Genomic DNA, 13,754 nt, shown 5'->3' on the forward strand with positions numbered 1-13,754 from the left:
CAAGAGGACGGCGCGAGACTATCCGCCGTCCCCTTTCCCCGGCTCAGGTGCCGCAGAATGTCCTGAGCACACGCTCGTCGTCGCGTGGCGGCGTTGCCAGATCGGCATCTTCCGCGTGTTCGTCGAACGGATGGACAAGCGCATCGACAAGCCGTTCGAAGACGGCGAAATTGCCGGCAGTCCCGGCAGCAATGGCCTGCTCGATGCGGTGATTGCGGGGAATAAGAAACGGGTTGACGGCCCGCATCGCCGTTTCCCGCTGCTGCGTATCTTCCGGCTCCCGCGCCAGCCGCGCACGCCATTGTCCGGCCCAGCCGTCATAGAGAGCCGCGTCGCTAAATTGCGCCCGCGCCCTCTCGTCATTGCCGGTAACGGCATCGCAGAGCCCCCGGAATGTCAGCGTGAAATCGGCCCCGCCGCGATGCATGGCGTCGAGCAGCGCTTCTATGAGCGCCGCGTCGCCATCCTCGGCGGTGGCGAGGCCGATCTTGCTGCGCATGCGCAACAGCCATTGCGCCTGGTAGAGATGGGCGAAACCGATCACCTGGTCGTTGGCGATCTCGACGGCCTTGTCGATATCCGCATCGAGCAACGGCAGGAAGGTTTCCGCAAGCCGCGCCAGGTTCCACTGTGCCACGGCTGGCTGGTTACGATAGGCGTAGCGGCCGGAATGATCGATCGAGCTGAAGACCTTGGCAGGATCATAAGCATCGAGAAAGGCGCAAGGACCGAAATCGATCGTCTCGCCGGAGACCGTCATGTTGTCGGTGTTCATCACACCGTGGATGAAACCGACGGACATCCACCGGGCGATCAGCGCCGCCTGCCGCTCGATGATCGCCTGCAGCAGGGCCGCGGCCGGGTTTTCCGCTTCGGCGACGGCGGGATAGTGGCGGCGGATGGCGTAATCCGCCAGCCGCTGCAGCCCCTCGACATCGCCGCGCGCGGCAAAGAACTGGAACGTGCCGACACGGATATGGCTGGCGGCCACGCGGGTGAAAACCGCGCCCGGCAGCACCGTTTCGCGATAGACCTGATCGCCGGTGAGCACGGCGGCCAGCGCACGTGTCGAGGGAATGCCGAGCGCATGCATGGCTTCGCTGACGATGTATTCGCGCAACACCGGGCCGAGCGCCGCCCGTCCGTCACCGCGGCGGGAAAACGGCGTCGGGCCGCCACCCTTCAATTGGATGTCGCGGCGCACGCCGTTGCGGTCGACGACCTCGCCGAGCAGGATGGCCCGCCCGTCGCCGAGCTGCGGCACGAACTGGCCGAACTGATGGCCGGCATAGGCCATGGCGATCGGCTCGGCGCCGGGCGGCAGGTCCTGCCCGGCAAAGATCGCGGCACCCGCCGGACCGTCGAGACGATCGGCCTGCAGGCCGAGCTCCGTCGCCAGCCGGCGATTGAAGCGGATCATCACCGGCGCCGTGGCTGCCGATGGCCGCTGGCGCAGCTGGAAAGGGGCCGGGAGCCGGGCATAGCTGTTGTCGAAAGGGAAAAGCGGCAGCGTCGAAGCCGCCGTCTCGGAAGGTGTGGTGGTCATGGTAACCAACTCGCGCAGGATTCTGGCCGTTTGTATAGCAGCCGCTCACGGCGGCATAAACTCCAAACGAAGCTGCGGCATCACGGTTCCGTATGCCCGCAGGCAATACCGGCGACAGAACGATTGAGTGCTGTGCTTGTCAATGCGGCCATCCGAGCCGGATAGGTCCGGTCGGAGGCGTCGTCTGATCAGGCCGTATGGGCGGATTGCGGCACGCGCGCCGTCGGCGCGGCCGAAAAGTTGCCGTCGTTTTCGACGAACTGTTCGAGCGTCATGTTGTCGAGGATCGAGGCGATGGCATCACGGACATCTGTCATCGAGCGGCGCACTTCGCAGCGTTCGGGATCGGCGCAATCCTCGCAAACCTCGAATGCGGTGCGGCTGGCGCAGCGGATCGGGGCCAGCGGACCGTCGAGCGTGCGGATCACCTGCCCGATATGGATTTCGGAGGCCGGGCGCGAGAGCGAATAGCCGCCGCCCGGGCCCTTCTTGGAACGCAGAATGCCGGCATTGCGCAGTTCAAGCAGAATGGCGTCGAGAAACTTCTTCGGGATATTGTTGCGCGTGGCGATTTCCGTGATGAAAGCGGTTTCGCCAGGATTGAGTTGGGCCAGATCGACCAGAGCCTTGAGCCCGTATTTTCCTTTTTTCGTCAGCATAACAATTCGCTTTTCCCGGAAGGCATAAATAACGCGAGGACCGCCCGAAGCGGCACGGAGTGCGTAAACTGCTGGAGACGACCATTGCCGTTGAATTATGGCGGAAATAGCCCTGTCAAAGACACCCTACAAGGGAATAATTCACAAGTTGCATAGTTTTTATGATCAACATGAAATATGTCGTGAAAATCTCCGTTTTCCCCGGCTTTTTTCAGCGGATTGCCGCCGCCTCCTCCGCTGGAACCGCCGCTGTGGCTCAGAAGCCGATTTACTTCCAGGCAATTGGATTTAAGAATGGGCCGCGATAGGGCATCCCATTCTAAAGGTTTTCCTTCATCGGAAACGTTCTGCGTTACCTAACACCATAGATTTGATAGAGTTTAGGAACAACAAAGGAGGTATCGATGAACAAAACCCGGGTTACGCGGCTTCTGGCGGCCGCAGTTCTTGCCGGCGCCCTTCAGGTAGGAGGCCTTGCTTCCGCCTTTGCCGACCAGACGATCCTGAACGTGTCTTACGATCCGACGCGGGAGCTTTACAAGGACTTCAACGCCGCCTTTGCCGAAAAGTGGAAGGCCGACACCGGCGAAACGCTGACGATCCAGACCTCGCACGGCGGTTCCGGCAAGCAGGCGCGTTCGGTCATCGACGGTCTCGATGCCGACGTCGTCACCCTGGCGCTGGAAGCGGATATCAATGCCATCGCCAAGGAAACCGGCAAGATCCCGGCGGACTGGAAGACCAAGTTCGAAAACAACAGCGCACCCTACACGTCGACGATCGTCTTCCTTGTCCGCAAGGGCAATCCGAAGGCCATCAAGGACTGGGGCGACCTGGTGAAGGACGATGTCCAGGTGATAACGCCGAACCCGAAGACCTCGGGCGGCGCCCGCTGGAACGTGCTGGCCGCCTGGGCCTGGGCGCGCCAGGCCAATGGCGGCGACGATGCCAAGGCGCAGGAATACGTCGCCGAGCTGTTCAAGCACGTACCGGTGCTCGACACGGGTGCGCGCGGCTCGACCACGACCTTCGTCCAGCGCGGGCTGGGCGACGTGCTGCTCGCCTGGGAAAACGAAGCCTATCTGTCGCTCGCCGAACTCGGTCCCGACCAGTTCGAGATCGTGACGCCGTCCGTCTCGATCAAGGCGGAGCCGCCGGTGGCGCTTGTCGACGGCAACGTCGATGCCAAGGGCACCCGCAAGGTGGCGGAAGCCTATCTGCAGTACCTCTACTCCGACGTAGGGCAGAAGCTGGCGGCCAAGCACTATTACCGCCCCTACAAGCCCGAACTGGCCGAAAAGGAAGACATTGCCCGCTTCGGCGAAGTCAAGCTTGCGACCATCGAGGAGTTTGGCGGCTGGGCGGAGGCGCAGCCAAAATTCTTCGGCGACGGCGGCATCTTCGACCAGATCTACAAGCCGGGACAATAAGACGGCATGAACACACAGACCCGCAAAGCATGGCGGATCAGACAACCGAGCGTCATCCCCGGATTCGGGTTGGCGCTCGGCGTTACTCTGTTTTGGCTCGTCCTCGTCATCCTCATCCCACTGTCCGGCCTGCTTATCCGATCCAGCGCGCTCGGAGCGGCGAATTTCTGGGCGCTGGCAACCGATCCGCGCACGCTGAATGCGTTGCGGGTTTCCTTCGGCACAGCCTTCGCCGCCGCCCTGGTCAACGTGATCTTCGGCATCGTGCTGGCCTGGGTGCTGGTCCGCTACAGCTTTCCGGGCAAGCGCATCATCGATGCGATGGTCGACCTGCCTTTCGCGCTGCCGACTGCGGTCGCCGGCATCGCGCTGACCACGCTCTACGCGCCGAACGGCTGGATCGGCCAATGGCTGACGCCCCTCGGCATCAAGGTGGCCTTCACGCCCGTTGGCATCACCATCGCGCTGATCTTCATCGGCCTGCCGTTCGTTGTCCGTACGGTTCAGCCGATCATGGAAGAAATCGACCGTGAGGTGGAGGAAGCCGCCGCCACGCTGGGGGCGACACGCTTCCAGACGATTTCGCGCGTGCTGCTGCCGGGCCTGACACCCGCGGTGCTGACCGGTTTCGCGCTCGCCTTCGCCCGCGGGGTCGGCGAATACGGCTCGGTCATCTTCATCGCCGGCAACCTGCCCTATGTTTCCGAAATCGCCCCGCTTCTCATCGTCATCCGGCTGGAGGAGTTCAACTATCCGGCCGCGACGGCAATTGCCGCAGTCATGCTGCTGATTTCCTTCATGATGCTGCTGGTCATCAATCTCATCCAGAGCTGGAGCCGAAGGAGGTATGGTTATGGCGCATGATGCCTCCCAACCGCAGCAGCGTCTTGCACGGGTCGGCAAGGCCACGACCGAGAAGCCGGCGGCCCGCTGGGCGCTGATCGCGATCTCGCTGCTGTTCCTGCTGCTGATGCTGTTCCTGCCGCTGACCGCCGTCTTCGTCGAGGCGTTCCGCAAGGGCCTGTTCGCCTTCATCAAGGCGTTGGGCGATCCCGAAACCTTTTCGGCCATCCGCCTGACGCTGATCGTCGCCGGCATCGCCGTGCCGCTCAACCTGGTGTTCGGCATTGCCGCCGCCTGGGCGATCGCCAAGTTCGAATTCAAGGGCAAGGCATTCCTGACGACGCTCATCGACCTGCCTTTCTCCGTCTCGCCGGTGATTTCGGGCCTGGTCTTCGTGCTGCTGTTCGGCTCGCACAGCGTTCTCGGGCCTTTCCTGCAGAGCTACGGCATCAAAATCCTGTTCGCCGTGCCGGGGCTGGTGCTTGCCACGGTTTTCGTCACCTTTCCTTTCGTCGCGCGCGAACTCATTCCGCTGATGCAGGAACAGGGAACCGCAGACGAGGAAGCAGCGCTTTCACTGGGCGCCAGCGGCTGGCAGACCTTCTGGTACGTCACGCTGCCGAACATCAAGTGGGGCCTGCTCTACGGCGTGCTGCTCTGCAACGCCCGTGCCATGGGCGAGTTCGGTGCGGTTTCGGTGGTGTCGGGCCATATCCGCGGCCAGACGAACACCATGCCGCTGCAGGTCGAAATCCTCTATAACGAATATAATTTCGTCGCCGCCTTCGCCGTCGCGACACTGCTGGCCCTGCTTGCGCTGGTCACGCTTGTGCTCAAGACATTGCTGGAAATGCGTTACAGCGCAGAAATCGCAGCCAGCCGGCGCCACTGAAAGGTTTTTGAATGGAAGTTCGCGTTGAAAAGCTGCGCAAGGAATTCGAGCGCTTTCCGGCACTGCATCATGTTTCGCTCGATATCCGCTCGGGAGAGCTGATTGCATTGCTCGGCCCCTCCGGTTCGGGCAAGACCACCCTGCTGCGGCTGATTGCCGGGCTGGAGGCGCCGACCGAAGGCAAGATCTTTTTCGGTGAGCAGGATGCCTCCTACAAATCGGTTCAGGAGCGCAATATCGGTTTCGTTTTCCAGCATTATGCCTTGTTCCGGCATATGACGGTGCTGGAGAACGTCTCCTTCGGCCTGAAAATCCGGCCCGCCAAGCGCCGTCCGGAGGCAGCGGAGATCAAGAAGCGGGCATTTGAACTGCTGGAACTGGTCCAGCTTTCCGGCCTTGAAAAGCGTTACCCCGCCCAGCTTTCGGGCGGTCAGCGTCAGCGTGTGGCGCTGGCCCGCGCCATGGCGGTGGAACCCAACGTGCTTTTGCTCGACGAGCCTTTTGGCGCGCTCGATGCCCAGGTGCGCAAGGACCTGCGCAAGTGGCTGCGCGAGATCCATGACCAGACGGGACATACAACCGTTTTCGTGACGCACGACCAGGAAGAAGCGCTGGAGCTTGCCGATCGCATCGTCGTCATGAGCCAGGGCCGCATAGAACAGGTCGGCACGCCGGACGAAGTCTACGACAATCCGAATTCGCCGTTCGTTTTCGGCTTCATCGGCCAGTCCAACTGTCTCAAGGTGCGCATTTCCAACCATGAGGTCTGGTTCGAGGACCGGCCGATCGGTGTCCCGGCGCCCGGAGAGCGGGAAGGCGAAGCACTCCTGTATTTCCGCCCGCACGACATTCAGATCCTGGATGGCTGCGGCGGCTGCATGGCCGGCGTGGTGGCATCGTCGCGGCGCGTCGCCGGGACGCGGCATGTGGAGGTCGATGTCGGCAGCGGCCACAACCCCGTCGAAATCGAGCTGCCGCCGGAAAGGGCGGCCGGCATCGACCGCAGCCGGATCGCTTTCCGTCCGACCAAGTGGAAGATCTTCAGGCCTTGACCAGCCGTATCGCCCCGGTCGGGATCAGAGAACCCGGCCGGGGCGAAGGCCCGTCTGCTTTCCGGCGCGGATGACCGCGCCGCCGTTCACCCAGACATCGGTAATGCCCGACGGCATCCGCGTCGGGTTTTCGAAGCTGGCGTGGTCGCTGATGCCGTTCTCGAAAAGCACGAGGTCGGCAGCCATGCCGGGGCGCAGGATGCCGCGACCCTGAAGCGAAAATCGCTGCGCCGCTACCGACGTCATCCGACGCACGGCCTCCTCGATCGAAAACCACCTCTTGTCGCGCCGGAGCGTGCCGGCAAGCCGCGGAAACGTGCCGAAAGCACGCGGATGCGGCTTCGACCCGGGACGTGGCAGGCCGTCGGAACCGGCCATGAACAGGCGCCCGCAGCAGGCGGCATGCAGGTCGTCCTCATGCAGCTGGAACAGGATGATGCCAGTCTGGCCTTCGTCCTCGTCGATGAAACGCAACAGCAGGTCGAAGGGGGCGATGCCGAGCGCCGTGGCCGCCGCCGCCATGTCCTGCCCTTCGAGCCCTTTCAGCCCGGCGGCACCGATGGCCGACAGCCGGACATTGTCCCAGCCGATCAGCGAGACCTTGCTTTCGCCGGGAAAGGCATCGCCGCCCTCCTCGACCCATTGCCGCAGGACGGAGACGGCCTGCGGATCGCCGAGGCGCCGTTTCAGGCCGTCGAGCCCGCCATCCATGACGGCTGGCGGCAGAAGCTGCAGGATCCAGGTGCTGCCGGCGGGATAAGGATACATGTCGAAGCTGATATCGATGCCTTCCTCACGAAAATCCTCCAGCATGGCGATGGCTTTCGGGACCTGCCCCCAGTTCGGCCGGCCGGCGGATTGCAGATGCGACAGCAGACCGGCGGCACCCGAGGCACGCAGCACGTCGCCGAATTCGGCAATGGCATTGAGAAGGCCTGCCTCGTAGCTGCGGACATGGGCGGCCAGGACCCTGCCGTGGCGTCGCACCACCGCACCGAGCGCCACGAGTTCGTCCCGGTCTGCAAAGGCGCTCGGCGGATAGACGAGGCCGAGCGACAGGCCTGCCGCCCCCTGCGCCAGTTGCGCGTCGAGCAAAGCGGCCATGCGCCGGATGTCATCGGCGCCGGCCGGTCGCCGGTCATGCCCCATCACCGCCAGCCGCAGCGCCGCATGGCCGACCAGCGAGACGAGGTTCGGCGCGATCCCCTGCCCTTCCAGCATGTCGCGATACGCGGTGAAATCGGCAAAAATCTCGGTCGGCAAGGTTTCCCCGAGCAGGCCGGAAAAATGCCGGCGCAGATCCTCATGGGAGCCGGCCGTCGCCGGATAGAGCGAGAAGGAGCAGTTGCCGACGACGATGCTGGTCACGCCCTGGAAGATCTTCTCCGGCCGGTCCGGTTCGCGCAGGAAAATCAGGTCGTCATGGCAATGGGCGTCGATAAAGCCCGGCGCGAGGAAACGCTCGTCCGCATCGATGATCCGCGCCTCGGGACTGAGCGCGAGGTCGGTGCCGATCGCCGCAATCCTTCCGCCCGAGATGCCAACATCGCCGCGATACCACGGCGCCCCGGTCCCATCGATGATCCGGGCGTTGCGGATAAGGGTATCCTTCATGATTTTTCCCGATTGCGTCCTGGCCGGAAACCCCGGCATTCCTCTGCCCAGACTTCTATCCGCCAATCTCTCAGCCGGATAGAGCGTCACGGCAACAGCCGTCAAGTAATTGCCAGCATTGACAAAAGTCCGGATAACTTATTAGTTCGGTCAATAAACGAACTATCTGGAGTGAACCCATGAGTGATGGCCAGCGGCTTTCGCGAAAGCTTTCCCGACATGCCGTCATGGAGGCCATCCTCAAGAGCGGCCCCATTTCGCGGGCAGCGCTCTCCAAGGAGACGGCCCTGTCGAAGCAGACGATTTCCGAGATCGTCGGCGCTCTTGAGGCCCAGGGGTTCGTGCGGCAGACGGGCCGCACGCACGGCCATATCGGCCGCACGGCGGTCAATTATGAACTTGTCCCGGAAGCCGCCTATGTCGCTGCCGTCGATCTCGGCGGCACCAAGATCGCCGTGGCGATGGCCGACCTCGCCTGCAACCTCGTTGCCGAGGGCGTTGCGCCGACCGATCCCCGCGGCGGGCAATTCGTCGTCGATCAGATTGCCGACCTGTGCCGGAAGGCGGCTCTCGGCAAAGGCATTGCCGTCGAACGCATCCGGCTTGCCGTCATCGGTGTGCCGGGCTCGCCGGACAAGGCAACGGGCCGTGTGCTGCTGGTACCGAACATTGCCGATTTCGACCGCATGGATGTAGCCGCCGCCTTCGAAAAAGCGTTCGGCGCGCCAGTGGTGCTGGAAAACGACGTCAATCTCGGCGCGGTCGGCGAAAAATGGATCGGCCAGGGCCGGGGTGTCGACAACCTCGCTTATGTCGCGCTTGGCACGGGCACGGGCAGCGGCCTGATCGTCGGCGGCGAACTTTTGCGCGGCTTCGGCAATGCTGCCGGCGAAATCGCTTTTCTGCCTTTCGGCGCCGATCCCTTCGACCCGGCATCGCTCGGCATGGGCGCCTTCGAGCGGCTGGCGGGTTCGTTCGGCATGGTCGAACTGTTTCGCCAGCGCAGCGGTGAAACGGTTTCGGTCCCCGCCCTGTTCGAAAAGGCGGCGGCCGGTGTGCCGGCGGCGATCGGGGTCCTGGACGATACCGGCAAATTGCTGGCACGCGGCATTGCCGCCATCGCGGCGATCGCCAATCCCGAAAAGGTCGTGCTCGGCGGTTCGATCGGGCTGCGGACAGAGATGCTGGAGCGCATCCGCCGCTATCTGCCGCTGTGTTTTCCCTACCCCGTCACGGTCGAACCGGCTTTGCTCGGCGGCCGAGCGGCGGTCATCGGTGCGGCGGCAATCGGCGTAGGCCAATTGCATGGCCATCTTTTCGAAGGCAATCCGCCATCGGGACGCTTGACCTTGCCGCCGGCAGGGCCGCTGCTGGCATCCGTGCCGGAAAACGGCGAATAATCGCTGCGAGGTCTCACATCGCCTGCAGCACCTGCTCCAGTGAATTGGCGGTTTCCTGGTAATGGCAACAGAGCGCCTCCACCGCGCCCTCCGGGTCGCGTGCCAGCGTCCTGTCCATGATCATCCGGTGTTCGGCCGCCACATCCCTCGTAAGGTCGACGCTGATTGATACCCGGCGGTAGCGGTCGGCGCGCGTGAACAGCTTTTCGCAGATTTCCAGCAGGATCGGCGAGCGGCAGGCGGAAATCAGGGCCTGGTGGAAGGCCGCATGCCGTTCGTCCCAGTCGTCGCGCACCACCGAAGGAATGTCGTCGCGCTGGCGCGGCAGCCGCGCCATCAGGTGGTGCGCCGCGATGATGCGGCTTTCCCAGCCGTCGTCGCCATGCAGGATCGACAGGCGCAAAGCTTCGGATTCGCACAGTTTCCGCATCGCCGTGATGTCGCGCAACTCATCGAGCGACAGGCTGGCGACACTGTAGCCCTTGTGGTTGTCGAGCGTCGTAAAACCTTCCGCCGTCAGCCGGGCCAGCGCCTCGCGCACCGGGGTGACGCTCATGCCGCACAGCGCCTGCAACTCGGCAAAGCGCAACCTGTCCCCCGGCCGGAAACGGCCGGCACGGATCGCCTCGTGAATGAGGGTGTAGGCGTCACCCGCCAAAGTGCCCGAGGATTTTTTCTTCGCGTCCGCCATCTCGTTCCCAGATTTGGCAAAATGCCAAGGATTTTCGAAAATGTTTGACACCATGTAAAACTTGTGGAACCTCGTGCGCAACAGGAATCTGGGAGGCAAGGCTCCCGACGTTCAGGAAAGGCAGGAACCCATGAAACTCGTACGTTTTGGAAATCCGGGCGAAGAAAAGCCCGGCCTCATCGATGCCGACGGCAAGCTCCGTGATCTCTCTGGCATTCTCGCCGATCTCGCCGGCGAAGCGCTGGGCGAGGAAAGCCTCGCCAAGCTGAAGTCGCTCGACACCAGCGCCCTGCCGCTCGGCCCGGAAGGCGTGCGCCTCGGCGCCTGCGTCGGCAAGGTCGGCAATTTCATTGCCGTCGGTCTCAACTATGCCGACCACGCCGCCGAAAGCGGCATGGCCGTGCCCGCCGAACCGGTGCTGTTCAACAAGGCGCCGTCCTGCATCGTCGGCCCCGATGACACCGTTCTCGTGCCGCCCGGCTCGGAAAAGACCGACTGGGAAGTCGAACTGGCCATCGTCATCGGCAAGCGTGCCTCCTACGTCAGCGAAGCCGATGCGCTGGATTACGTCGCCGGTTACTGCGTCTGCAACGACGTGTCCGAGCGCGCCTACCAGCTCGAGCGCGGCGGCACCTGGACCAAGGGCAAGGGTTGCCCGACCTTCGGCCCGATCGGCCCCTGGCTGGTGACCAAGGACGAAGTCAACACCGAAAACCTCGCCATGAAGCTGACGGTCAACGGCGAACTCGTCCAGAACGGCTCGACCTCGACCATGGTCTTCAAGGTGCCGTTCCTGGTGCATTACATCTCGCAGTTCATGATCCTCGAGCCGGGCGACGTCATCACCACCGGCACGCCTCCGGGCGTCGGCATGGGCATGAAACCGCCGCGTTACCTCAAGGCCGGCGACACGATGGAAGTCGAGATCGAAGGTCTCGGCATCCAGCGCCAGACGGTCGCGCAGGCCTGATTTCGTCCCGCCCGCGGTTTGGGAGAGCCGCGGGCGGGATATATTTCGAGATGGGAGGAGAGCATGAACAAGATAGACATGACCGGCCGCGTCGTCGTGGTCACCGGCGGCGCACAGGGCATCGGCTACGCCATCGCCCACCGCCTGCTGCAATCGGGCGCAAAGCTTGCCATTTGGGACCTGAACAGCGACGTCGCCCGGAACAGCGCGACGGCCCTGTCGCCGGAAGCCCGCTCCTATGCGGTGAATGTCGCTGACGGCGAAGCGGTGGCGACGGCAGCAAGGCAGACGAAAGCGGATTTCGGCCGTATCGACGGGCTGGTGAATTGCGCCGGGATCACCGGCAAGGTCAAGCCGGTCACCGACTATGCCAGCGCGGAATGGCGCGACGTCATCGAGGTCAACCTGACCGGCACCTTCCATTGCTGCCGGGAAATCGTGCCGATCATGCTCGAAAACAACTACGGGCGCATCGTCAACGTCTCCTCCGTCGCCGGCAAGGAAGGCAATCCCAACCTCGCCGCCTACAGCGCCGCCAAGGCGGGCGTGCTCGGCCTGACCAAGTCGCTGGGCAAGGAACTGGCAAAGACCGGCATCGCCGTCAACGCGATCACGCCGGCAACCGCCAAGACTCCCATTCTCGACGGCCTGACGCCGGAGTTCATCAACTACATGCTGGTGCGCATTCCGCGCGAGCGTTTCGTCGAGGTGGACGAAATTGCCGCGATGACGGCGTGGCTGATGTCGGAAGAAAACTCCTTCACCACCGCCGCCACATTCGACCTCAGCGGTGGCCGGACAACCTATTGAGCGTCGCACCCGCCGCCGGTTTCAGGCTGCGGGTGCCATTTTTTTGTCAGGCTGCAACCCTTGCATCTTGCCGGCGTCCGGACGCGGCTCGCGAATGGTGGATCGCCGGTTGAGCTTGAAGTGGCTGACCAGTTCCAAAAGCCGGGTGGCGCCTTCGGCAAGCTGCTGGCTGATCTCGGTGGTGCGCTCGACCATGTCGGCGTTCTGCCGGGTCATGTGGTCGACATGCGAAACGGCCTTGTTGATCTCGGACAGCCCCGTCGATTGTTCCGTCGCAGTCGTGGCCAGCAACTGCATGTTGCGGTCGATGGAAGCGACGAATTCCTCGATTTCGTGAAGCGCCTCGCCTGTCGCATCGACGAGGCGGACGCCTTCGATCACCTGCCGGCCAGAATTCTGGATGAGGTCCTTGATCTCTTTTGCCGCCTTGGCGGATCGTTGCGCCAGTTCGCGCACTTCCTGCGCGACGACGGCAAATCCCTTGCCGGCCTCGCCGGCGCGGGCAGCCTCGACGCCGGCGTTCAGCGCCAGGAGATTGGTCTGGAAGGCGATCTCGTCGATGACGCCGATGATCTGGCTGATCTCGTTCGATGCGGTCTCGATCCTCTTTATCGCCGTGATCGTCTCCTGCACGATGTTTGCGGAGGCTGCCGCCGAAGCGAGGGCGTTTTTCACCAGGCTGCGGGTTTCCTCAGTGTTTGCGGTCGAGGATTTGACGGTTTCGGTTACGTCTTCCAGGGCCGTGGACGTCTGCTTCAGGGAGGCGGCCTGCTCCCTGGTGCGCAGCGCCAGCTGCTCGGCCGCATCGTGCATGTCCTTGCTGTTGGCGTTGACGCTGTTGGTTTGCTGCAGAACGCTGACGAGCGTTTTCTGGAAGGCGCCGATCGAGGTGTTGAAGTCGCGCCGCAGCGGTTCGAACTCGTCGATAAACGGCACGTCGATCGTCTGGCGGATATTGCAGTCGGCAAGACGCGAAAGGCCGGCGCCGACCTCATGGATCATCCTGACCCGGTCGCTCACGTCCGTGGCGAATTTCACCACCTTGAAAACACGGCCGCTGTCGTCGAAAATCGGATTGTAGGACGCCTGGATATAGACCTCTCGGCCATCCTTGGCGATGCGGGTGAATTGATCGGCAACGAATTGCCCGGCGGCAAGATTGGGCCAGAAAGCCTGGTAAGCAGATGCACGCACATCCTGCGGCTCGCAGAACATGGCGTGATGCTTGCCGATGATCTCGTCCAGCCGGTACCCGAGCGCCTTCAGGAAGTTGTCGTTGGCGGTGATGATCTCGCCGGTCGGGGTGAACTCGATGATTGCCTGGGCGCGTGACAAGGCGGCCAGCTTGCCCCTGTCTTCGGCGGCCAGCTTTTTCGCTGCCGTTATGTCGATCGCGAACTTGACCACCTTGTACGGCTTCCCGCCGCGAAAAACCGGGTTGTATGACGCCTCGATCCAGACCTCGCGTCCGCCTTTGGCAAGGCGCTTGTATTGCTGCTGGTCCGGCTTGCCGCTTGCGAGACCTTTCCAGAAATCCGCATAGCGTTGCGATGCAGCCTCGGTGGGTTCGACAAACATGCGGTGATGCCGGCCGCCGATCTCCTTCGGCGAATACCCCATCGTCTTGCAGAAGTTTTCGTTTGCCGAGAGGATCCGGCCGGTCAGGTCGAACTCGATGATCGCATTCGTCTTGTCCAGCGCATCCAGCACGGCGGCCTTCGACAAGGTATGACGAAAGGGTACGCTAGGCATCAGAAGCTCCAGATCTATACAAATGCACGGACAATATGAAGAAGCATGGTCAATTTTGGGTTAACGGCACAAGGAAAACACAGCCATCCATTGGA

At 63.0% G+C, this 13,754-nt stretch carries 12 protein-coding genes; 7 read left to right on the top strand and 5 right to left on the bottom strand.

The features are described from left to right. Window positions 1-43 precede the first annotated feature (43 nt). Both DEM27_RS26450 and DEM27_RS26455 read right to left on the bottom strand, forming a co-directional pair. Window positions 44-1,546, bottom strand: coding sequence for a protein adenylyltransferase SelO (locus tag DEM27_RS26450; protein ID WP_109461250.1), 1,503 nt, complete (start codon window positions 1,544-1,546; stop codon window positions 44-46). 188 nt (window positions 1,547-1,734) lie between these two features. After that, window positions 1,735-2,205: an RrF2 family transcriptional regulator gene (locus DEM27_RS26455; RefSeq protein WP_109461251.1), complete on the bottom strand. Its 471-nt coding sequence runs from the start codon at window positions 2,203-2,205 to the stop codon at window positions 1,735-1,737. A gap of 404 nt (window positions 2,206-2,609) precedes the next feature. Here DEM27_RS26455 and DEM27_RS26460 point away from each other — a divergent pair, with 404 nt between their 5' ends. The 4 genes from DEM27_RS26460 to DEM27_RS26475 are packed head-to-tail and all read left to right on the top strand — an operon-like array spanning window position 2,610 to window position 6,422. Next, the gene (locus DEM27_RS26460) at window positions 2,610-3,635 is read left to right on the top strand and encodes a sulfate ABC transporter substrate-binding protein (protein WP_109461252.1); all 1,026 of its coding nucleotides are present in this window, start codon (window positions 2,610-2,612) and stop codon (window positions 3,633-3,635) included. 6 nt (window positions 3,636-3,641) lie between these two features. Next, window positions 3,642-4,499: a sulfate ABC transporter permease subunit CysT gene (cysT, locus tag DEM27_RS26465; protein ID WP_109461253.1), complete on the top strand. Its 858-nt coding sequence runs from the start codon at window positions 3,642-3,644 to the stop codon at window positions 4,497-4,499. After that, complete coding sequence (gene cysW / locus DEM27_RS26470) at window positions 4,489-5,370, top strand: sulfate ABC transporter permease subunit CysW (RefSeq protein WP_109461254.1); 882 nt, start codon at window positions 4,489-4,491, stop codon at window positions 5,368-5,370. Before cysT ends, cysW begins: the two co-directional genes overlap by 11 nt. Before the next feature lie 11 nt (window positions 5,371-5,381). Continuing rightward, window positions 5,382-6,422: a sulfate/molybdate ABC transporter ATP-binding protein gene (locus tag DEM27_RS26475; protein ID WP_109461255.1), complete on the top strand. Its 1,041-nt coding sequence runs from the start codon at window positions 5,382-5,384 to the stop codon at window positions 6,420-6,422. A 24-nt stretch (window positions 6,423-6,446) separates the two neighbouring features. On the opposite strand, the gene DEM27_RS26480 is transcribed toward DEM27_RS26475, so the two are convergent. Then, window positions 6,447-8,036, bottom strand: a complete 1,590-nt coding sequence (locus tag DEM27_RS26480; RefSeq protein WP_109461256.1) for an N-acyl-D-amino-acid deacylase family protein — start codon at window positions 8,034-8,036, stop codon at window positions 6,447-6,449. 179 nt (window positions 8,037-8,215) lie between these two features. On the opposite strand from DEM27_RS26480, the gene DEM27_RS26485 reads away from it, so the two are divergent. Next, window positions 8,216-9,436, top strand: a complete 1,221-nt coding sequence (locus DEM27_RS26485) for an ROK family transcriptional regulator (RefSeq protein WP_109461257.1) — start codon at window positions 8,216-8,218, stop codon at window positions 9,434-9,436. A gap of 13 nt (window positions 9,437-9,449) precedes the next feature. Here the strand turns inward: DEM27_RS26485 and DEM27_RS26490 are convergent, their stop codons facing one another. Further along, complete coding sequence (locus DEM27_RS26490) at window positions 9,450-10,127, bottom strand: GntR family transcriptional regulator (protein WP_165823621.1); 678 nt, start codon at window positions 10,125-10,127, stop codon at window positions 9,450-9,452. A 130-nt stretch (window positions 10,128-10,257) separates the two neighbouring features. Between DEM27_RS26490 and DEM27_RS26495 the strand changes: the two genes are divergently transcribed. Together DEM27_RS26495 and DEM27_RS26500 are read left to right on the top strand one after the other, a co-directional pair. Beyond that, window positions 10,258-11,097, top strand: a complete 840-nt coding sequence (locus DEM27_RS26495) for a fumarylacetoacetate hydrolase family protein (RefSeq protein WP_109461259.1) — start codon at window positions 10,258-10,260, stop codon at window positions 11,095-11,097. Between the two features lie 63 nt (window positions 11,098-11,160). After that, complete coding sequence (locus DEM27_RS26500; protein ID WP_109461260.1) at window positions 11,161-11,907, top strand: SDR family NAD(P)-dependent oxidoreductase; 747 nt, start codon at window positions 11,161-11,163, stop codon at window positions 11,905-11,907. Window positions 11,908-11,928: 21 nt separating this feature from the next. Here DEM27_RS26500 and DEM27_RS26505 read toward each other — a convergent pair whose 3' ends face one another. Beyond that, window positions 11,929-13,659: a methyl-accepting chemotaxis protein gene (locus DEM27_RS26505; RefSeq protein ID WP_109461261.1), complete on the bottom strand. Its 1,731-nt coding sequence runs from the start codon at window positions 13,657-13,659 to the stop codon at window positions 11,929-11,931. Between the last annotated feature and the right edge of the window lie 95 nt (window positions 13,660-13,754).

Origin of the sequence: Rhizobium album (genome assembly GCF_003122325.1) — a bacterium.
GTDB classification, from domain to species: Bacteria; Pseudomonadota; Alphaproteobacteria; order Rhizobiales; family Rhizobiaceae; genus Metarhizobium; species Metarhizobium album.